Source organism: Vibrio sp. 378, assembly GCF_033339435.1.
In genome coordinates this window covers 101,490-121,949 of sequence record NZ_JAWOUO010000005.1, presented here as the reverse complement: position 1 = coordinate 121,949, position 20,460 = coordinate 101,490, and the positions used below count along the sequence as shown (strand labels likewise).

Annotated in this window: 19 protein-coding genes; 10 read left to right on the top strand and 9 right to left on the bottom strand. The window is 43.9% G+C overall.

All coding sequences use genetic code 11. From position 1 onward, the window contains the following. Positions 1-143: 143 nt before the first annotated feature. From R7Q48_RS11145 to nagA, 3 genes are all read right to left on the bottom strand, one after another. Positions 144-1,733 carry a cation:proton antiporter family protein gene (locus tag R7Q48_RS11145; protein WP_033906917.1) on the bottom strand — a complete coding sequence of 530 codons (1,590 nt, stop codon included), beginning with the start codon at positions 1,731-1,733 and terminating at the stop codon, positions 144-146. Between the two features lie 81 nt (positions 1,734-1,814). Further along, positions 1,815-3,029 (bottom strand): DNA-binding transcriptional regulator NagC, encoded by a 1,215-nt coding sequence (gene nagC, locus R7Q48_RS11140; RefSeq protein WP_005382105.1) that lies wholly within the window; start codon positions 3,027-3,029, stop codon positions 1,815-1,817. 2 nt (positions 3,030-3,031) lie between these two features. Further along, positions 3,032-4,168 (bottom strand): N-acetylglucosamine-6-phosphate deacetylase, encoded by a 1,137-nt coding sequence (gene nagA / locus R7Q48_RS11135; protein ID WP_005384983.1) that lies wholly within the window; start codon positions 4,166-4,168, stop codon positions 3,032-3,034. Positions 4,169-4,657: 489 nt separating this feature from the next. On the opposite strand from nagA, the gene nagE reads away from it, so the two are divergent. Both nagE and glnS read left to right on the top strand, forming a co-directional pair. Then, positions 4,658-6,151 (top strand): N-acetylglucosamine-specific PTS transporter subunit IIBC, encoded by a 1,494-nt coding sequence (gene nagE / locus R7Q48_RS11130; RefSeq protein ID WP_256903179.1) that lies wholly within the window; start codon positions 4,658-4,660, stop codon positions 6,149-6,151. Between the two features lie 276 nt (positions 6,152-6,427). Next, positions 6,428-8,098 (top strand): glutamine--tRNA ligase, encoded by a 1,671-nt coding sequence (gene glnS, locus R7Q48_RS11125; protein WP_238966642.1) that lies wholly within the window; start codon positions 6,428-6,430, stop codon positions 8,096-8,098. Positions 8,099-8,319: 221 nt separating this feature from the next. Here the strand turns inward: glnS and fcrX are convergent, their stop codons facing one another. After that, a complete protein-coding gene (fcrX, locus tag R7Q48_RS11120; protein ID WP_005382141.1) occupies positions 8,320-8,769 on the bottom strand; it encodes a ferric iron uptake transcriptional regulator FcrX in 450 nt (149 codons plus the stop codon). A gap of 200 nt (positions 8,770-8,969) precedes the next feature. Here fcrX and R7Q48_RS11115 point away from each other — a divergent pair, with 200 nt between their 5' ends. Next, the gene (locus R7Q48_RS11115) at positions 8,970-9,473 is read left to right on the top strand and encodes a DUF4442 domain-containing protein (RefSeq protein WP_005382144.1); all 504 of its coding nucleotides are present in this window, start codon (positions 8,970-8,972) and stop codon (positions 9,471-9,473) included. A 52-nt stretch (positions 9,474-9,525) separates the two neighbouring features. Here the strand turns inward: R7Q48_RS11115 and fldA are convergent, their stop codons facing one another. The 3 genes from fldA to R7Q48_RS11100 form a co-directional block, all read right to left on the bottom strand. Continuing rightward, positions 9,526-10,059: a flavodoxin FldA gene (fldA, locus tag R7Q48_RS11110; protein WP_005382146.1), complete on the bottom strand. Its 534-nt coding sequence runs from the start codon at positions 10,057-10,059 to the stop codon at positions 9,526-9,528. Between the two features lie 48 nt (positions 10,060-10,107). Beyond that, positions 10,108-10,329, bottom strand: coding sequence for a DUF2788 domain-containing protein (locus tag R7Q48_RS11105; protein ID WP_005393038.1), 222 nt, complete (start codon positions 10,327-10,329; stop codon positions 10,108-10,110). Between the two features lie 112 nt (positions 10,330-10,441). Next, entirely contained in the window at positions 10,442-11,209 is a 768-nt protein-coding gene (locus R7Q48_RS11100) for an alpha/beta fold hydrolase (protein ID WP_213871777.1), read from the bottom strand. A 92-nt stretch (positions 11,210-11,301) separates the two neighbouring features. Here R7Q48_RS11100 and seqA point away from each other — a divergent pair, with 92 nt between their 5' ends. Further along, on the top strand, positions 11,302-11,844 hold the full coding sequence (seqA, locus tag R7Q48_RS11095; RefSeq protein WP_005382149.1) for a replication initiation negative regulator SeqA: 543 nt from the start codon (positions 11,302-11,304) through the stop codon (positions 11,842-11,844). Positions 11,845-11,936: 92 nt separating this feature from the next. Next, a complete protein-coding gene (pgm, locus tag R7Q48_RS11090; RefSeq protein ID WP_256903178.1) occupies positions 11,937-13,583 on the top strand; it encodes a phosphoglucomutase (alpha-D-glucose-1,6-bisphosphate-dependent) in 1,647 nt (548 codons plus the stop codon). A gap of 61 nt (positions 13,584-13,644) precedes the next feature. Here pgm and R7Q48_RS11085 read toward each other — a convergent pair whose 3' ends face one another. Further along, positions 13,645-14,418 carry a DUF1853 family protein gene (locus R7Q48_RS11085; protein WP_053303293.1) on the bottom strand — a complete coding sequence of 258 codons (774 nt, stop codon included), beginning with the start codon at positions 14,416-14,418 and terminating at the stop codon, positions 13,645-13,647. 232 nt (positions 14,419-14,650) lie between these two features. On the opposite strand from R7Q48_RS11085, the gene R7Q48_RS11080 reads away from it, so the two are divergent. Beyond that, the gene (locus tag R7Q48_RS11080) at positions 14,651-15,409 is read left to right on the top strand and encodes a Nif3-like dinuclear metal center hexameric protein (protein ID WP_318132283.1); all 759 of its coding nucleotides are present in this window, start codon (positions 14,651-14,653) and stop codon (positions 15,407-15,409) included. Positions 15,410-15,500: 91 nt separating this feature from the next. Here the strand turns inward: R7Q48_RS11080 and R7Q48_RS11075 are convergent, their stop codons facing one another. Further along, a complete protein-coding gene (locus R7Q48_RS11075) occupies positions 15,501-16,790 on the bottom strand; it encodes a citrate synthase (RefSeq protein WP_005382163.1) in 1,290 nt (429 codons plus the stop codon). Positions 16,791-17,186: 396 nt separating this feature from the next. Here R7Q48_RS11075 and sdhC point away from each other — a divergent pair, with 396 nt between their 5' ends. Genes sdhC through R7Q48_RS11055 form a run of 4 tightly spaced genes read left to right on the top strand, consistent with a single transcriptional unit; the run spans position 17,187 to position 20,410 of the window. Beyond that, complete coding sequence (gene sdhC / locus R7Q48_RS11070) at positions 17,187-17,579, top strand: succinate dehydrogenase cytochrome b556 subunit (RefSeq protein ID WP_017634811.1); 393 nt, start codon at positions 17,187-17,189, stop codon at positions 17,577-17,579. Next, a complete protein-coding gene (sdhD, locus tag R7Q48_RS11065) occupies positions 17,573-17,917 on the top strand; it encodes a succinate dehydrogenase, hydrophobic membrane anchor protein (RefSeq protein WP_005382169.1) in 345 nt (114 codons plus the stop codon). The genes sdhC and sdhD overlap by 7 nt, the downstream gene beginning before the upstream one ends. Beyond that, on the top strand, positions 17,918-19,684 hold the full coding sequence (gene sdhA / locus R7Q48_RS11060) for a succinate dehydrogenase flavoprotein subunit (protein ID WP_005382172.1): 1,767 nt from the start codon (positions 17,918-17,920) through the stop codon (positions 19,682-19,684). Positions 19,685-19,699: 15 nt separating this feature from the next. Continuing rightward, positions 19,700-20,410, top strand: coding sequence for a succinate dehydrogenase iron-sulfur subunit (locus tag R7Q48_RS11055; protein WP_005382174.1), 711 nt, complete (start codon positions 19,700-19,702; stop codon positions 20,408-20,410). Positions 20,411-20,460: the final 50 nt, after the last annotated feature.

Below are 20,460 nucleotides of genomic sequence, written 5' to 3'. Positions count from 1 at the left end.
AAAAATGATAAAAGGCCTTGTTGTATGGAAAATATTTAACTCAACCGTTGTTTTGGTGAATGAGATCAAGGTTTGGTATAAAAACTATACAAAAAAGGCTTTCTATCAATAGAAAGCCTTTCAAAAAATATCAGTGCTGTTGCTTATTTAATTGGTGTGAATTTAGGCTGAAGTTGTTTACAGACGTGTCGAGCAAAACCGCTACCAGCTTCACTATATATATTGAATGCTGCGTCAACGCCATTTTCAAGTAAGCCTTCCAATTGATCTGGGTATTCGGCGATAGCGGCAATTTGCCCCTTATATTTTCTGCGTTTAAGCTGTTCAAGTGCTGTTTGGTTACCTTGATGATGTGGCATTGCAAGCAGAACCAGTTTTACATGACCTGTATCTAAAATTCGCTCCCAGAAATCCGGGTCGGTGGCATCACCAGAAATAACATTTCTTCCTTCTGAACGATGATGATGTGCAGCGTCTTCACGAATTTCTATACCCAATGAAATTTTGCCATAGCGTGAGCGTAGCTCATCATAAGCGCCCGTCCCAATACGCCCCATACCTAAGATCAATACTTGGGCATGACCTGGGTTGATGAGTTGGTCGCGTTGATTGAGCTTTTCTACCGCTGTCTCTTGCAGCCACTTACCTGAATGTTGATAAATTTTATGGCTAAGGCGGTTAAGTGGCGCGGAAATTACAAAGGATACCGACACCGCAACCGCAATCGCAGCAAGCATATCACTTGGCATCCAGCCCATTTTATAGGCCAACCCTGCAACAATAAGACCAAACTCACTGTAGTTAAATAGTGATAAAGAGGCGAGCAAAGAGGTACGTACTCGAAACTTAAAATGATTAATAGTGACGAAGTACAAGAGTCCTTTGATTGGTAGCAGTAAGATAAATAGCAGGGCGAGAACGACGCCATTCACGCTCAATGAGGCGGATAAACCAATGTTTAAAAAGAAGCAGACTAAAAAGAGCTCCTTCATATTGAATAATGACTTGGATAGTTCTGAGGCTTTTGGGTGACCTGCGAGTAGCATGCCTAAAATTAGCGCGCCCAAGTCTGGTTTCATCCCGACCAACTCGAATAGTCCAGCACCGATAACAAGCGCGAAGAAAATACCGAACAGCACCAGCATTTCGCCGTGGCCAACTTTATCGAGCAGCTTATAGAATAGGGGACGAAGGAAAGGCAGTGCGAACAAACCGATGGCATACCATTCTGGGATTTTTCCGGTTGAAGCAGTCAGGAATACTACGGCAAAAATATCTTGCATAACTAAGATACCGATCGCGAGTGTGCCGTAGGTCGCGTTCATTTCGCCTTTTTCTTGCAATGCTTTTACGGCAAAAACGGTACTAGAGAACGATAGTGCAAAAGCTAAGAGCAGGATTTGGCTGCCGTCCATACTGGCTAGCGAAGTCAAGCCCAGTAGTTTTAAGCCGGATAACGCTAGGGCAAAAAAAGCGGTAGAGAGTATGTTGTGGGCGGTTGCACCTCCCCATATTTCTTTGGACAGCAGGGTTTTTACATCGAGTTTGAGTCCAATAGTAAACAGAAGAAGAGTAACACCAAGATCTGCGAGAGTGACAATAACGTCATTGCTTTGGTAACCAAATGCATGCAAGCCAAATCCAGCTAGTAGAAAACCAACGAGGGGAGGGAGGCTGCATTTAAGCGCAATAAAACCAGCTAAAAAAGCGGCTGTAATTAGAATAATTTCCATACTGTTGAGCTGTATTCCTGATATACAAAAACGGGCTGTGAAAACGCAGCCCGAGATTGTAACTCAATTGGTTGTATAAACTTAGTCTTCCAGTAACTTTTGTAACAAAACTCCGTTTAGCATAGCGCGTTTAATCATCGCAAATGCGCCCATCGTTGGCTGCTTATCAATGTGAGAAGCCACGATAGGGAGGTCGTTATGGAAAGTTTTAAGAGATTGATTCTCTACGTTGCGTTGAATTGCAGGGAAAACAATATCTTGTGCTGCAGTAATATCGCCAGCAATTACAATTTTCTGTGGATTAAATAAGTTAACCGTAATCGCAATCGCTTTACCTAGCTGGTTGCCCACTCGCACTAAACTCTGTTTCGCAAGTTCATCACCATTCATTGCGTGCTGACATACCGCTTCAATTGTGATGTTTTCAAGGTCGGTTAAGCTTGATTCGTATCCTTGAGTAATCAGTTGCTTCACTCGTTGAATAATCGCTGGGTTTGCAGCTACGGTTTCTAAACAGCCAAAGTTTCCACATTGGCATTGCTCACCAAGCGGGTCAATTTGGATATGACCAATTTCACCGACGTTGCGGTTAAAACCAAGAAAAACCTGGCCGTTAACGATAATACCTGCGCCAGTACCGCGGTGGACGCTAACCAAAATAGAATCCTGGCAGTCTTGGCTTGCTCCAAAGTAGTGCTCAGCCAACGCCATGCCACGTACGTCGTTGCCAACAAAGCATGCTGTATTAAACTTCTCTCCAACAATTTCACCGAGAGCAAGATTATCGATATCGGTATTAGGCATGTATTCGACCACGCCAGTTGTTGGGTTAACAAGGCCCGGTAAAGTGATGCCGATAGCGATGAGTTGATCAATTTTGTCTTCGCAACGGCTTACGAAATCTTTTAATAAATCGATAAGTCCTGCGATTAAGTCTGCTTGGTTAGTGTAGTGCAGTTCATGCTGATCTTCTGCCAGCGCGGTGCCACCTAAATCGTATAAACTGAACTGTACGTAATCTCGACCTAAGCGAACGGCAATCGAATGAAAAGGTTTGACTTCAGTAGTCAAAGAGATCGCACGACGACCACCAGTTGAAGCTTGTTGGGCGACCTCCTTAATAAGGCCGCGCTCTAAAAGTTGGCGGGTTATTTTGGTAACACTAGCAGGCGCGAGCTGACTCACGTCCGCGACTTGAATACGGGAGATAGGACCTTGCTGATCAATCAGCCTATATACCGCAGCGCTGTTAAGCTGTTTTACTAAATCTACATTACCAATCTGTCCGCCATTCATGCTTAATTTTGCTCGTATTGTCCGTTAACAACCGTCGCTTTTACTTTAAAGTCACGATCGAAAATAGTCAGGTTTGCAACCATCCCTTTTCGAACTCGGCCAAGGCGATCCTCAACACCAATTGCTGTTGCTGGGTATAACGTGGCCATTCGTAGAGCTTCGTCTAAAGCGATCCCCGCGTGCTCAACTGAATTCTGAACTGCTTCAATCATTGTCAAAGCTGAGCCGCCTAGCGTGCCATTTTCATCAACACACTTACCATCTCGGTAATATACTTTCTTACCGACAAAAATAAAGTGATCAATGTTAGCACCTGCTGGAGCTGTGGCATCCGTCACCAAAACAAGCTTTTCACCTTTGATTTTATGAGCAATTCGGATGTTTGCGTAGTCGACGTGAAAACCATCAGCAATAATGCCAGCATATACGTCAGGAGTATCGTAAATTGCACCAACAACTCCTGGTTCACGACCAACCATTGGTGTCATTGCATTAAAGAGGTGTGTAGCAAAAGTAATGCCTGCTTCAAAGCTTTTACGTGCTTCGGCGTAGGTTGCATTTGTGTGGCCAATTGAAACCACGATGCCAGCAGCCTTTAATCGCGCAATATGCTCTGGGTCGTTATGCTCAGGTGCTAGTGTTACTTTCGCTACGATATCGGCGTTTGCGCAGATAAGGTCGATCATGCTTTCGTCTGATGGGCGAATAAAATCGACGTTATGGATGCCTTTTTTCGCGACGTTAAGGTAAGGACCTTCGAGGTGTAAACCAAGCGATTGATTTTGATACTTGTTGTGGTACTCACGAGCTGCGGCAATTGCAGTTCGCATATCTTCATCAGATGACGTAATGAGTGTTGGCAGGAAGCTAGTACAGCCAGATTTGAGGTTTGCCTGGTGCATGATTTGCATGGTTTCAGGGGTAATTGCATCGTTTAGCATTACACCGCCACAACCGTTCAACTGCAGATCGATAAAGCCTGGACTTAGATTAGCGCCTGCAAGGTCTTTTACTTCGATGCTTTGAGGTAGCTCAGAAACCGGCACAATAGATTGAATAAGATCGTTTTCGATGATGACCGCATGATCGGTAAGAACATCACTACCGGTATAAATTTTACAGTTACTTAGCGCGTACATAGTCAGCTAGTCCTTATAGATGAGAATTCAATTTCTATATCGTTATCTAAGTAGAGACTGCTTCAGTCATATGGGTACTTAGTTTGTATCACTGAATTAGATAACGAGTCACATACAGCAAGTCGCGTTTTATCGATGTTATTGTCATAGTAACTAACTGAAAAGTAATAATTGTATGGTTTTTTATGATTCTTTTTCAGAGCAAAGTTACAGTGATTTACCCGCCTAGATACCAAAATAACACTGATTCTGCCTTGCATAAAGTGCGAGAATATTATCTTTAAAACGCCATTTTTTCGTATAATAAAATAAGTTTTATGATCTCGCTAGCAAAAACCTTCCGAAAGGGCAAATTGTGGTGATTATGATCACAAACGGTGAGCTTTTAATTTGCGGAGCAAAATTAATATCATAAACTTAGGATGACTAAATTGGACGGCTGAAATAAGTCATTCAACATAACATCTAATCCTATAGGGGGAACTTAAGGTGAACATTCTCGGATACTTCCAGAAGGTGGGTAAGGCGCTTATGGTGCCGGTTGCCACACTTCCTGCAGCAGCAATACTCATGGGTATTGGCTACTGGATCGACCCAAATGGCTGGGGCGCAAACAGTGCACTTGCTGCATTTCTTATTAAAGCTGGTGCAGCGATCATTGACAATATGTCAGTATTGTTCGCTGTTGGTGTTGCTTACGGAATGTCTAAAGACAAAGATGGCGCCGCTGCACTTTCAGGTTTCGTGGGCTTCTTAGTTGTCACAACGCTTTTGGCCCCTGGTGCAGTATCACAAATTCAAGGCATTGACCCAAGTGAAGTACCTGCTGCATTTGGTAAAATCAATAACCAGTTCGTCGGTATCTTGGTTGGTATTGTTTCTGCTGAGTTGTACAACCGTTTTTCTCACGTAGAGCTGCACAAAGCACTGGCGTTTTTCTCTGGCAAGCGTCTTGTACCGATCCTAACGTCTTTTGCTGGTATCGTTATTGCGTTCATCCTGATGTACGTTTGGCCATCAGTTTACGGCGGTCTGGTAAGTTTTGGTGAAAGCATTCAAGGTATGGGTGAAGCAGGTGCAGGTGTTTACGCATTCTTCAACCGTCTTCTAATTCCTGTTGGTCTGCACCATGCACTAAACTCAGTGTTCTGGTTTGATGTTGCTGGTATTAATGACATTCCAAACTTCCTTGGCGGTGCGAAATCATTAGCTGAAGGCACGGCAACGGTAGGTGTTACGGGGATGTACCAAGCGGGCTTCTTCCCAATCATGATGTTTGGTTTACCAGGCGCTGCTCTAGCGATGTACCATACTGCGAAATCAAAGAATAAAGAGAAAGTGGCATCTATCATGATTGCAGCTGCGTTTGCTTCATTCTTTACAGGTGTAACAGAACCACTTGAATTTGCATTCATGTTCCTTGCTCCAGGACTGTACATTCTTCACGCAGCGCTGACTGGTCTATCAGTTTATATCGCGGCATCAATGCAGTGGATTGCAGGTTTCGGTTTCTCTGCTGGTTTAGTCGACTTAGTATTGTCGACTCGTAACCCGCTAGCGGTAAACTGGTACATGCTCATTGTACAAGGTCTTGGTTTCTTTGCGGTTTACTACTTCGTGTTCCGTACCGTGATTGTTAAGTTTGGCCTTAAAACACCGGGACGTGAAGATGATGAAGAAGCTTCATCTAACGTGGCTGGATCAAGCAATTCTTCAGAGCTTGCTCGTCAGTACTTGAAAGCACTTGGCGGTCATGACAACCTAAGTTCTATCGATGCCTGTATTACTCGTTTGCGCCTTTCTGTGAAAGATATGAGCGTTATCAATGAGAAAACTCTGAAAGATCTTGGAGCTATGGGAGTTGTGAAGCTAGGTACAAACAACCTACAAGTTATCCTTGGTCCACTAGCAGAGATTGTTGCTGGTGAGATGAAGAATGTATCTAAAGATGAAGACTTAAGTGGTGTTCAGCTACCAGCTTAACTGTTTAATAGTGGTGTGATTGTTTGTTATTGGTATTGCAAACAATTGATACTACAACATCGCAAAAGGCCTCCGCAGGAGGCCTTTTTTCGTTTAGGCCCTTTGAATCTGCTTTGCTTTCACGCTAACTCGATAAATATTGTCGTTTTAGAGCGAGTTCTTGTTGTCTAATTGCTTAGAATTGTGGATCATTAGGAACAATGTACTCTGTGAAACCATACTTGGATACAGGGTTCCGTTTTCTCTGACAATACTAATATTTTTGAGGTGCTATAGATGAGTGAAGCTGATGCTCGTCCATCAAACTTTATTCGCCAGATCATTGATAAAGATCTAGCGGATGGTAAACACACTAGCGTGCATACTCGATTCCCGCCGGAGCCAAATGGCTACCTGCATATCGGTCATGCTAAGTCTATCTGTTTGAACTTCGGTATTGCTCAGGACTACCAGGGTCAATGTAATCTGCGTTTCGACGATACAAACCCTGAAAAAGAAGACATCGAATACGTTGAGTCTATCAAGAAAGATGTAAACTGGTTGGGCTTTGAGTGGAGTGGTGAAGTATGTTACTCATCAAACTACTTCGATAAGCTTTACGAATATGCAATTGAATTGATTAACAAAGGCTTAGCGTACGTAGATGAGCTAAGTCCAGAGCAAATTCGTGAATACCGCGGCACACTAAAGGCGCCAGGTAAACCAAGTCCATACCGTGACCGTTCTGTTGAAGAGAACTTGGCGTTGTTTGAAAAAATGCGCGCTGGTGAATTTGAAGAAGGTAAAGCGTGTCTTCGTGCTAAAATCGACATGGGTTCTTCATTCATGGTCATGCGCGATCCAGTTTTATACCGAGTGCGTTTTGCTACGCACCACCAAACTGGTGATAAGTGGTGCATTTACCCAATGTACGACTTTACGCACTGTATTTCTGATGCATTAGAAGGCATTACGCACTCTATTTGTACGCTTGAATTCATGGATAACCGTCGTCTGTACGATTGGGTTCTAGACAACATCACGATCGAAAGCCGTCCACATCAATACGAGTTCAGTCGTTTAAACCTTGAATACACAGTGATGTCTAAGCGTAAGCTTAACCAGCTAGTTACTGAAAAACTGGTTAATGGTTGGGATGATCCACGTATGCCGACTGTCTCAGGTCTGCGTCGTCGTGGCTTCACACCTGCATCTATTCGTGAGTTTTGTAAGCGTATTGGTGTAACGAAGCAAGAAAATATGATCGAGTTTAGTTCATTAGAATCTTGTATTCGTGATGACCTAAACGAGAACGCTCCGCGTGCAATGGCTGTACTGGATCCTGTTAAAGTTGTTATCGAAAACTTTGAAGCAGGCGCAGTAGAAAACTTGACAGTTGCCAACCACCCAAATAAACCAGAAATGGGCGTGCGTGAAGTGCCATTCACGCGTGAATTGTGGATTGAGCGTGAAGACTTCCGTGAAGAAGCGAACAAAAAGTACAAGCGTTTAGTGCTAGGTAAAGAAGTTCGTTTACGTGGTGCTTACGTGATCAAAGCGGAGCGCGTTGAAAAAGATGCAGAAGGCAACATCACAACTATCTTCTGTTCTTATGATGCAGATACGCTAGGTAAAAAACCAGCAGATGGTCGTAAAGTGAAAGGCGTTATTCATTGGGTGTCAGCAGATAAAGCTCTTCCTGCGGAAATTCGTCTGTACGATCGTTTATTTACGGTGCCAAACCCAGGCGCAGCGGAAGATTTTGCTTCTACTATCAACCCTGAATCATTAGTTGTGATCAATGGCTTTGTCGAGCCTAGCCTAGCTTCTGCAGAAGCAGAAAAAGGTTACCAGTTTGAACGTATGGGTTACTTCTGTGCAGACTCGAAAGACTCTTCAGCAGATAATCTAGTATTCAACCGCACGGTTGGTTTACGTGATACCTGGGCAAAAATTGAGAATCAATAATCTCAATTAATGCTGAGAGTGATGAAAAATGCCAGCAAACGCTGGCATTTTTTATACCTAATCCCACAGAGTGCTATATAGAAGTGCAAAACTGTGGATAAAAAAGATGGGTGTTTAGTAGCTTTTGTTCTGTAACCAAAGTACTGACGTCTAAGGTACTTACTTCTAGAAACAAAAAACGCCAGCATGTGCTGACGTTTACTTTTTAAATTAACAAACCCTTATTTTTTTGGTTTGTGTGCATCTGGATTGTCTTTACAACCACCATCGCTACACTTGCCGTACAAGTATAAGCTGTGGTTTGTTAGTGTGACATTGTACTTAGCTGCAATCTCTTTTTGACGTTCTTCAATAAGATCGTCAGAAAATTCAATTACCTCACCACAGTCTAGGCACACTAGGTGGTCGTGGTGATGTTGAGTCGATAATTCGAAGACTGACTTTCCACCTTCAAAGTGGTGACGAGTTACAATACCAGCATCGTCGAACTGGTTTAGAACTCGGTAAACAGTTGCTAGGCCAATTTCTTCACCTAGATCAATCAACTTTTTGTACAAATCTTCAGCACTGATGTGCTGGCAGTCTGGCTGCTGAAGTACTTCTAGAATTTTTAGCCTCGGAAGGGTTACTTTTAAACCCGCATCCTTCAGCGCCTGATTATTATCTGACATATACTTTCCCGTTGGATCATCTGCAGCGATTTAACAGAATTCAATCTTCCTACCATTATAGGATAAGCGTTCGGAACATTAAACCACGAACTTCAAAGGGTTAATAGAATCTTTTTGTAAATTAGAAACAGGTCCATTATATTACAGCTCTGACCAGTTACAATTGTGTAACATTAAGCTTGGAGAGGGCAGGGATAGCGATGAATAGGCGACTAGCGAAGATATACAAACCAGGAATTGTAAAGTTCGCACTCAATATTTGGCCTCCTTTTTGGGGGGCGGGTATTAAAATCTTACATATTTCTCAAGACTTCCGTACTGTAAAGGTACGTTTAAAGCTTCGCTGGTGGAATAAAAATGCCAATCGCACCCAATATGGCGGCAGTATTTTCTCTTTAACTGATCCTATTTACTCGTTGATGCTGATGGGGATTCTACGAGAGGAATATTATGTGTGGGATAAAGAGGCAAGCATTAACTTTATTAAGCCGGGGCAAAGTGATTTGTTTGCAGAATTTGAGGTCACTGAAGGGATGCTGGAAAACATTTATCAAATGACACGGAATGGAGAAAAGTGTTTTCCTGAGTTTATTACTCATGTAAAAGATAAACAGGGGAATGTGGTTTCAGAGGTTCAACGCAAGCTTTATGTAAGAAAGAAACCTCAGTATCGCGAAGAGGAAGTACTTACCGATGCTGTGTGACAATACATACAAAAAGACCTCCAAGTGGAGGTCTTTGCATCATTCAATTTGATTAGCCTTCTAGCTCAGCTAAACACATCTCTTCATAGATCTGTTTAACCCAGCTTTCAACACGCTCGTCAGTCAATTCTGGTTGGCGGTCTTCATCAATACATAGACCTACGAATTGGCTTTCGTCACCTTCAACAAGTGCTTTAGACGCTTCAAATTCGTAGCCTTCTGTCGAGGTATGGCCAAGAATTGTGCCGCCTTTAGACTCAACGATATCACGGACTGTGCCCATCGCGTCACAGAAGTATTCTGCGTAGTCTTCTTGGTCGCCACAGCCAAAGATAGCCACTAGCTTAGTAGAGAAGTCGATTTGCTCAAGTTCAGGGAAGAAATCATCCCAATCACATTGTGCTTCGCCGTAGTACCAAGTTGGGATACCTAGAAGAAGAAGATCGAAGTTATCAATGTCTTCTTTGCTGCTTTTCGCGATGTCTTGAACGTGAACTAGATGTTTACCTAGTTGCTTTTGAATCATCTTTGCAACGGCTTCAGTATTACCTGTGTCGCTACCGAAGAAGATACCTACACTTGCCATAGAGTCTATACCTTTACATTGTTTGTTATTGGCGATGCTACTAAGGGTTTAACCTAACCCTGAGCCTTCCCAAGTTAGCTGAATTACACCTTTTGCAATAAAGCCAGCACAGCCTAGGAAAAGGACTAACCACACAATACGACGACCAAAAACAGGTACATTGCCTTGCTTTAGCACATCTTTTATCGCCATCCCGATGAAAAAAAAGATAGCAGCAAAAAGAAGATCGAGCCCAATAGACTCGAGCATATCCATATAGTCGTAAAGCATTTTAGCCCTTCATGCCGAAAAATCTTGGGCGCACTATACCACTGTTAAACGGTAAAGTTAATGCACTACAAGAAGGGTTATTTCAATAATCTAGTGTTGCTTTTCGAATTTGTTAACTCGAAATATATTTTCGAATGACTCTCATTACTTCTGTCGGTTTCTCGGCGTGTAACCAGTGACCAGTGCCAGCGATAATGTGTGCTTTAGCATGGTTAAATTGTCGCTTCACTGCCGGCTGATGTTCTGGCATTAAGTAGTCAGAGTCGCCGCCTTTGATAAATAAAGTTGGGATATCTGTTGGTGTGATTTCTTGCCAGCCAATAATTTGGTCATAATTCTCAAAAAGGCTCGGTACGTTAAACCGCCAATCCATCTTATCGCCATTTTTGTACAGTGATTTAGAGAGAAATTGTCTTACACCATCGAGTTCAATATGTTGAGCTAGGATATCCATGGCTTGCTGTCGATTTGCTGGTTTTTCATTAATAACAGCATGTAAGCCGTTAAAAACATTATCGTGACGGTTCGTAGTGTAGGCAACAGGCGCCATGTCGAGAACGACTAACTTCTTGACTACATTTGGAGCAATGTCCACAAGAGCCATCGCGACTTTTCCGCCCATGGAGTGCCCAATAACAATAGATGGCTCAACGTTTAAGTGCTGAAGGAGCTGAGCCACATCTTTTGCCATATCGGTATAGTTATGGACTTCGGAGTGGAAAGAGAGGCCGTGATTTCTCAGATCAATACTGATCACCGTGTGATCTTTAATAAGATCGCGGGCGAGTAGACCCAGATTACTTAAACTACCAAACAATCCGTGAATCAAAACAACTGTTTGGCCTTGGCCTTCCTGCTTATAGTTGAGTAATGCTGACATTTTATCTTATTCGTGATGGGTTTAACGTGGAGTATCCGCGTGGATCTCGTTATAATCCCCCAGAGTTTAAACATTGAGAATGTGAAAAGCGAATGAAAACAATTGAGGTTGATGAGGATCTATACCGTTATATAGCTAGTCAAACTAAGCATATCGGTGAAAGCGCCTCGGATATTTTGCGACGCCTTTTAAACCTTGATGGTCAGTTGCAGGAAGCTAAAGCCGCGCCTGTAGTAGAGAAGCCACAAGGGATTGTAGTAAGTAAAGATGCGGGTAAAACGGAATCTGTTGATGTAGTGAAAGAAATGCGTTCGCTGCTTATTTCTGATGAGTTTGCCGGTCTAAAAAAAGCGATTGATCGCTTTATGTTGGTATTATCGACCTTACATAAATTGAATCCAGAAGGTTTCGCCCAGGCTACGAATGTAAAAGGACGCAAACGCGTGTACTTTGCAGATAATGAAGAAACCTTGCTAGCAAACGGTAATACGACCAAGCCAAAAGCCATTCCTGGCACACCGTTTTGGGTTATCACGAATAACAATACAAGTCGTAAAAGACAGATGGTTGAACAAGTGATGGCACACATGGGGTTCCAACCTGACTTAATAGAAAAAGTAACAGGTTCAATCTAAGAAACCTGATAGAAGCCTCATAATGCGTCGCAGTGAGCGGATATTATGAGGCTTTTTTAATTTTATTTGTATTTAAAGAAAGGATGTCAAACATGGCTATGCACCCTCGTGCTGGGCAAAAAGCGCAGCAGGAAGATCTTCACAATATCCCAGCACTCGTTGCTAACTACTTCTTACTTCAACCAGACGCGGCAAACGCAGAACACAAAGTTCAATTTGGTACTTCTGGCCACCGCGGTACTGCAGACAAGCACACTTTTAACGAAAACCACATTTTAGCGATCGCTCAAGCGGTAGCAGAAGTTCGTGCTGAGCAAGGCACAATTGGCCCGTTGTTTGTGGGTAAAGACACGCATGCGCTATCTGAGCCTGCTTTCTCAAGTGTGATTGAAGTACTGATTGCAAACGGTGTGAAAGTGATTGTCCAACAAGACAACGGTTACACGCCAACACCGGGTATTTCACACGCGATTCTGACTTACAACATCAAACACGATGAAAAAGCAGACGGTATCGTTATTACCCCATCACATAACCCACCACAAGACGGCGGTATCAAATACAATCCGACACATGGTGGTCCTGCAGAAGCTGAGTTGACTCAAGCTATCGAAGATCGTGCGAACGAATTGATTGCTGAAGGTTTACAAGGTGTTAAACGCCTACCACTAGCAGAAGCAAAAGCATCGGATCTGTTTGTAGAGATGGACTTGGTGAAGCCATACATCGATGACCTGGTGAACGTTATCGATATGGAAGCAATCCAAAAAGCGAACCTGAAGATTGGTGTAGATCCATTGGGTGGCAGCGGTATCGATTACTGGCGTCAAATTGGTCAGGCATACAACCTAGACCTAACGCTAGTAAGTGAATCGATCGATCCTTCTTTCCAATTCATGTCGCTAGATAAAGACGGCGTTGTGCGTATGGACTGTTCTTCTCCTTACGCAATGGCGGGTCTATTGGCACTGAAAGACGAATACGATTTAGCATTTGGTAACGATCCTGACTACGACCGTCACGGTATCGTTACGCCAAAAGGTTTGATGAACCCGAACCACTTCTTAGCCGTTTGTATTGACTACTTGTACCGTCATCGTGGCGAGTGGGGTAAAGACGTCGCTGTTGGTAAAACACTAGTATCAAGTGCACTGATTGACCGTGTTGTGGCGGATCTAGGTCGTGAACTATGTGAAGTACCAGTAGGCTTCAAATGGTTTGTAGACGGTCTGTACACTGGTAAGTTTGGTTTCGGCGGCGAAGAAAGTGCTGGTGCGTCATTCCTTCGTAAAGATGGCACGCCTTGGTCAACAGACAAAGACGGCATCTTGTTATGTCTTCTAGCGGCAGAGATCACTGCGGTAACGGGTAAGAACCCACAAGACTACTATGAAGAGCTAGCGGCGAAACACGGTGAGTCGAAATACAACCGTATTCAAGCTGTAGCGAATGGCCCACAAAAAGACGTACTGAAGAAGTTGTCACCAGAAATGGTCGCGGCTGAAACACTAGCGGGTGATCCAATTACGGCTCGTCTCACGCATGCGCCTGGTAATGGTGCTGCAATCGGTGGTCTAAAAGTAACGACGGCAAACGGCTGGTTCGCTGCTCGTCCATCAGGCACAGAGGACATCTACAAGATTTACTGTGAAAGCTTCAAAGGTGAAGAGCACCTAAAACAAATCGAAGCAGAAGCACAAGAGATCGTTAATCAAGTGTTTGCAGCTGCCGGCCTGTAAACCATTCAATAGTCGATTTAGAAAACAAAGGGTTGATGTGCAAGCATCAACCCTTTTGCGTTTAAGATTCCTGAACTGAGTTGTTTCCGGGCCAGGAATCCGGTACCACAAACCAGAATTGACCGTCCTCCGTTTGTGCATGTACAAATCGGTCTGAAGGCTTTTCAATGGGTTGAGATAAATCGTCCGTACCAATCGCCCAGCATGGTTTGTGTAAATGATAAAGTGGCTTACCGATTAACTCCCATTGGCTCTGGTAGCACCAGTAACCACTAATCTGACTTGGATTTAGTTCATAACCCAAGCACTCGCTAGGAGTTGGCTCTGGAGTAAACGGATTAATATAGAGTCGTCCTTGCATCAATAAACGTTCTTGTGGAGCGTCGTTTAACGGAATTATTTTTTGAAATTCCGGGCGATCGCTCATTTTCAACTGATGAGTAAGCATTCTATTCAGTTTTGTATGCAGCTGGTCGTGAGCATTCGGACCATACCATACGCCGTTATAAAGAAGATAAAACTTAATCGCTACTTCCCAGTGTTCTATTTGATTTGATTCTGTATTCCGCAACACCAAGTCGATAGCACCAATAGTCTTACCTTCGATGTCGTTTAACTGAACCTCTTCCGCGATAACCTGATATCGTTCTGAACTAGAGAGAACTGCAGTGCATAAGTGCTGATATAAAAAGCCCAATCTTGGATTACCATTGTATTGCTCAGCGTTATTTAAAGGCGTTACCGAAAGATCCTCTAAGGTTGTAAACGGAGGGCGTAACTTGAAAAGAGGAGGTGAAGTGGCGATCCATTGGTAAAAGCGTTGCAGTTGGTTCATCCGTATCCCTATATGTATGGTGAGGCGACAAGCTTTGTTATTGTAACTAAATTTGCTTTTGAGGGTAGGGTGGCTAGCATCGATATTAGGGTTCGAGATACACTTTAAGTACCTAAATGATATCAAGGTGCCAGATGTCAAAACGTTGTTGTATCAACTAGGTTGCACACTCTCGGTCTGATTTCATCGAGAGGTTATTTAGGTTTACATGCGCTAGAAATTGGAAGTAATAATGAATAACTTAAAGCTAGAACAGATTCTTAATGACAAACTGTCACCGCAGTTAATTAAAGATTACGCACCAAACGGGTTACAGGTAGAAGGGACGCCAGCCGTAAAGCGTATTATCACTGGCGTAACTGCCTCTCAAGCCTTAATCGATAAAGCGATTGAGCTTAACGCTGACGCATTACTCGTTCATCACGGTTATTTTTGGAAAGGTGAACCTGAGCCAATTCGTGGTATGAAAGGTAAACGAATTCGTAGTCTGATCAAAAACGATATCAACTTATATGGTTATCACCTTCCTCTGGATATTCACCCAGAGCTAGGCAACAACGCCGAATTAGCTCGCTTACTTGAAATCGAAGTAGAAGGTGGACTTGAAGGACATCCTCAATCAGTAGCCATGTTTGGACGCTTGAAAAAAACGATGTCTGGTGCTGAGTTTGCGAGCAAGATCAATCAAGTTCTTGATAGAGAGCCTCTGCATATCGCTCCAGAGAATACCGATAAGATGATTGAGACAGTCGGCTGGTGCACTGGTGGAGGGCAGGATTTCATTGAACTTGCTGTACAGCACGGGCTGGATGCATTTATCTCTGGAGAAATTTCAGAGCGCACCACTTATACCGCTCGTGAAATGGACATTCATTACTTTGCTGCAGGTCATCATGCTACTGAGCGTTATGGTGTTCAGGCCTTAGGCAAATGGCTAGCGGATGAATACGGCCTACATGTGGAGTTTATCGATATTGATAATCCGGTTTAACGTTCGCTATTAGTAACGTTAAGCGCTGAAAAGGAAAAGGGTTGAGACGAAAATCTCAACCCTTTTGTTTTTCTATCTTCGTACTAAAAGATCATTCACGTTCGTGAAGTGGAGAAAACTCACGTTGTGTTTCGCCAGTGTATAGCTGACGAGGACGACCGATGCGGTTCAGTGGATCGCTGTGCATTTCGTTCCAGTGAGCAATCCAGCCGATGGTACGAGAAATCGCGAAGATAACCGTAAACATAGAAACTGGAATACCAATCGCTTTAAGAATGATACCTGAGTAGAAGTCTACGTTCGGGTACAGCTTCTTAGACACGAAGTACTCATCAGAAAGCGCAATGCGCTCAAGTTCCATTGCAACGTCTAGCAGAGGATCTTGAATGTTTAGCTCTTTGAGAACTTCATGACACGTTTCGCGCATTACTGTCGCACGTGGGTCGTAGTTCTTGTAAACGCGGTGACCAAAGCCCATTAAGCGGAATGGGTCATCTTTGTCTTTCGCGCGGTCTACATATTCAGGGATGTTATCGACGCTGCCAATCTCTTCTAGCATTCTCAAGCAGGCTTCGTTTGCGCCACCGTGAGCAGGCCCCCAAAGGGATGCAATACCAGCGGCAATACATGCAAATGGGTTCGCACCAGAAGAGCCAGCTAGGCGAACAGTTGATGTCGACGCATTCTGTTCGTGATCCGCGTGTAGAGTGAAAATCTTATCCATCGCACGGGCAACCACAGGATTTACTTCATACTCTTCGCAAGGGTTTGCGAACATCATATGCAAGAAGTTCTCTGCGTAGCTAAGGTCGTTACGAGGGTAAATAAATGGCTGACCGATAGAGTATTTGTAACACATCGCCGCCAGTGTTGGCATTTTTGACAGCAGACGGTACGCTGCAATTTCGCGGTGTTCGTCGTTGTTAATGTCAAGAGAGTCGTGATAGAAGGCTGCAAGTGCTCCAACTACACCACACATTACCGCCATTGGATGAGCATCGCGTCGGAAGCCATGGAAAAAGCTTGCGATTTGCTCGTGTACCATTGTGTGACGAGTAACGGTCGTTTTGAATTGCTCGTATTGTTCTCGGGTAGGGGCTTCACCATAAAGAAGGATGTAACATACTTCTAAGTAATCTGCGTTATTGGCTAATTGATCAATCGGGAAACCGCGGTGCAAAAGAATACCTTTGCCGCCATCGATGTACGTGATTGATGATTCACAAGATGCAGTGGCAAGAAAACCTGGGTCAAAAGTAAAGTAACCATTGGCTCCCAGCTTACGAACGTCAATTACAGGTGTACCTAGCGTACCGTCCATAATTGGCAGTTCGATTGGCGCTTGACCTTCAACATGAAGGGTCGCTTTCTTATCCGCCATAACAATCTCCTTTGTTTATTATTTAATCCGTCCAGGATGTTTATGTGCCATTTTTGTACTGTTGTTAAAGCTTAAAGTCAATTTTTCTCCATCTTTGTGTGCACTTGTTATGATTTTTCTCATGAAAATCGTTAAAAATCTGTTCTATGTAGCATAATTTGTTACACCAATTGTATTAGAATGTTGCTCGCCGTATATTGGCAAAGAAAATTTTAGTTAAATCCTTATAAATTCGGGGCTAGAAACAAAGAGTGAGGTTTGTTGCTGGATTCCGTTTGTTAACAACTTGTTTACAATTATCTGAGTGGTTACTCGCGATATTTGTTAAATAGATGTTAACTTTTGTACGTTTGGAAGCTGAAATTGGTTATAACAATAAATGCTCAATGGAGCTGAGTGAGCAAGCCCGTGAAAGAAAGAAAGTCAAGACCTGTTAATTTAGATTTACAGACCATCCACTTTCCTATCACAGCAATCGCATCCATCCTACACCGTGTGTCTGGGGTAATTACGTTTGTTGCGGTGGGTATATTACTGTGGTTACTATCCATTTCTCTGTCATCCCCAATGGGTTTTATGGAAGCCGCTGACATCGTCGATAGCTTCTTCGTAAAATTCATCCTGTGGGGAATTCTTACTGCACTTGCCTACCACATCGCAGGTGGTATCCGTCACTTATTGATGGATCTAGGTCACTTTGAAGAACTAGATTCAGGCACGATGAGCGCTAAAGTCGCGTTTGGTGCAACAGCAGTATTATCATTATTGGCGGGGATCTTGGTATGGTAAAACACGTATCTTCATTTGGTCGTAATGGTGTACACGATTTCCTACTAATTCGTGCAACTGCAATCATTATGACGCTATACACGATTTATCTGATTAGCTTCTGTGCATTTTCAGATATCTCTTACGCATCTTGGACCCAATTCTTTGGTGGTACCTTCACTAAAGTATTCACCATGTTGGCACTTGTCTCGATCCTGATTCACGCTTGGGTTGGTTTGTGGCAAGTATTAACTGATTACATTAAGTGCGCGAAACTACGTGGCGCACTACAACTTGGTGTTATTGCCGTGCTATTCGGCTATGTCTTCTCTGGTCTATTTATTCTGTGGGGTGCGTAAGTGTCTATTCCAGTTCGTGAGTTTGATGCCGTAGTAATCGGCGCTGGTGGTGCAGGTATGCGCGCTGCACTACAAATTTCAGAGCAAGGCCTATCATGTGCTTTGTTGTCAAAAGTATTTCCAACACGTTCTCATACTGTGTCTGCACAGGGCGGCATTACCGTTGCTCTGGGTAACTCGCACAAAGACGATTGGCAATGGCACATGTACGATACCGTTAAAGGTTCCGACTACATCGGTGACCAGAACGCGATTGAATACATGTGTAAAAATGGTCCTGAGTCAGTTATCGAGCTTGAAAAAATGGGTCTTCCATTCTCTCGTTTTGATAACGGTACCATATACCAACGTCCATTCGGTGGCCAATCTAAAGAGTTTGGTGGTGAGCAGGCTGCTCGTACAGCCGCTGCTGCAGACCGTACTGGTCACGCACTTCTTCACACGCTTTACCAGCAAAACGTAAAACACAAAACAACCATCTTCTCGGAGTGGTACGCTTTGGATCTTGTGAAAAACCAAGACGGCGCAATCATGGGTTGTACTGCGATTTGTATGGAAACGGGTGAAATCTGCTACTTCAAATCGAAAGCAACCATTCTAGCTACAGGTGGTGCAGGTCGTATTTACGCATCGACCACTAACGCGCACATCAACACGGGTGATGGCGTTGGTATGGCACTTCGCGCAGGCGTTCCAATGCAAGACATGGAAATGTGGCAGTTCCACCCAACAGGTATTGCTGGCGCGGGTGTTCTAGTGACGGAAGGTTGTCGTGGTGAAGGTGGTTACCTTCTAAATAAAGATGGTGAACGCTTCATGGAGCGCTACGCACCAAACGCGAAAGACCTTGCTGGTCGTGACGTGGTTGCTCGTTCAATGATGATTGAAATTCGTGAAGGCCGCGGCTGTGATGGTCCTTGGGGTCCACATATCAAGTTGAAACTTGATCACCTTGGTAAAGAAGTACTCGAATCACGTCTACCAGGTATCTGTGAACTGTCTCGTACATTTGCACACGTTGACCCAGTGAAAGAGCCAATTCCAGTAATTCCAACTTGTCACTACATGATGGGTGGTGTACCTACTCAAGTCTCTGGCCAAGCAATTAAGCAGAAGGCCGACGGTAGCGAGATGGAAGTACAAGGCCTTTACGCATGTGGTGAGATTGCTTCTGTATCGGTACACGGTGCTAACCGTCTGGGCGGCAACTCATTACTAGACTTGGTCGTATTTGGTCGTGCTACTGGCTTGCACCTTGGCGAAACGCTAGCAGCGCAAGCAGAAGCTCGTCCTGCAACAGAATCTGATATTGAAGCGTCTCTAGCGCGTACTATGCGTTGGGAAAACAGCACTGGTGGTGAAGATCCAGTTCAGATTCGTAAAGACCTACAAGCATGCATGCAAAACAGCTTCTCGGTATTCCGTGAAGGCGATGCGATGGCAACCGGTCTAGAAGAGTTGAAAGTGATTCGCGAACGTTTGAAAGATGCGCATCTAGCGGACAAGTCTTCAGAGTTCAACACGCAGCGTATTGAGTGTCTAGAACTTGATAACCTGATGGAAACCGCGTTTTCAACTGCCGTTGCAGCAAACTACCGTACAGAGAGTCGTGGCGCACATGCTCGTTTCGATTTCCCTGAGCGTGATGATGAGAACTGGCTATGCCACTCTATCTACAATCCGGAAACAGAAGCGATGACTAAGCGTGATGTGAACATGACGCCAACGCATCGTGAAGCTTTCCCGCCGAAAGTACGTACATACTAAAGGGAGGATACGACTATGAAATTAAACTTCTCTTTATACCGTTACAATCCGGATGTGGATACCAAGCCTTACATGAAAGAGTATACCCTTGAGGTAGACGAAGGCTCAGACATGATGGTGCTTGATGCATTGATTCTGCTAAAAGAGCAAGATCCAAGCATCGCGTTCCGTCGCTCATGCCGTGAAGGGGTATGTGGTTCTGATGGTTTGAATATGAATGGTAAAAACGGCCTAGCGTGTATCACACCGTTATCTGCTCTACAAGGCGATAAGATAGTTATTCGTCCACTACCAGGGTTACCTGTCGTGCGCGATCTTATCGTTGACATGACGCAGTTCTATGATAACTATGCGAAAGTTAAACCATTCTTGATTGATGATGGTGCATTACCACCATCACGTGAGAACCTACAATCGCCTGATGATCGTGCGCATTTAGATGGATTGTACGAATGTATCATGTGTGCATGTTGTACAACGTCTTGCCCATCATTCTGGTGGAACCCTGATAAATTCATCGGCCCAGCTGGTCTTCTCGCAGCGTACCGTTGGCTAATTGATAGCCGCGATACGGCAACAGATGAACGTTTGTCTGATCTTGATGATGCATTTAGCGTTTTTCGTTGCCATGGCATCATGAATTGTGTAAGTGTTTGTCCTAAGGGATTAAATCCGACGAAAGCCATCGGTCACATTAAGTCGATGTTGGTTAATCGTTCGGTTTAATTTACTCGCTCTTAGGAATGTCGCAGTGTTGCGGATCACCCGATATGACC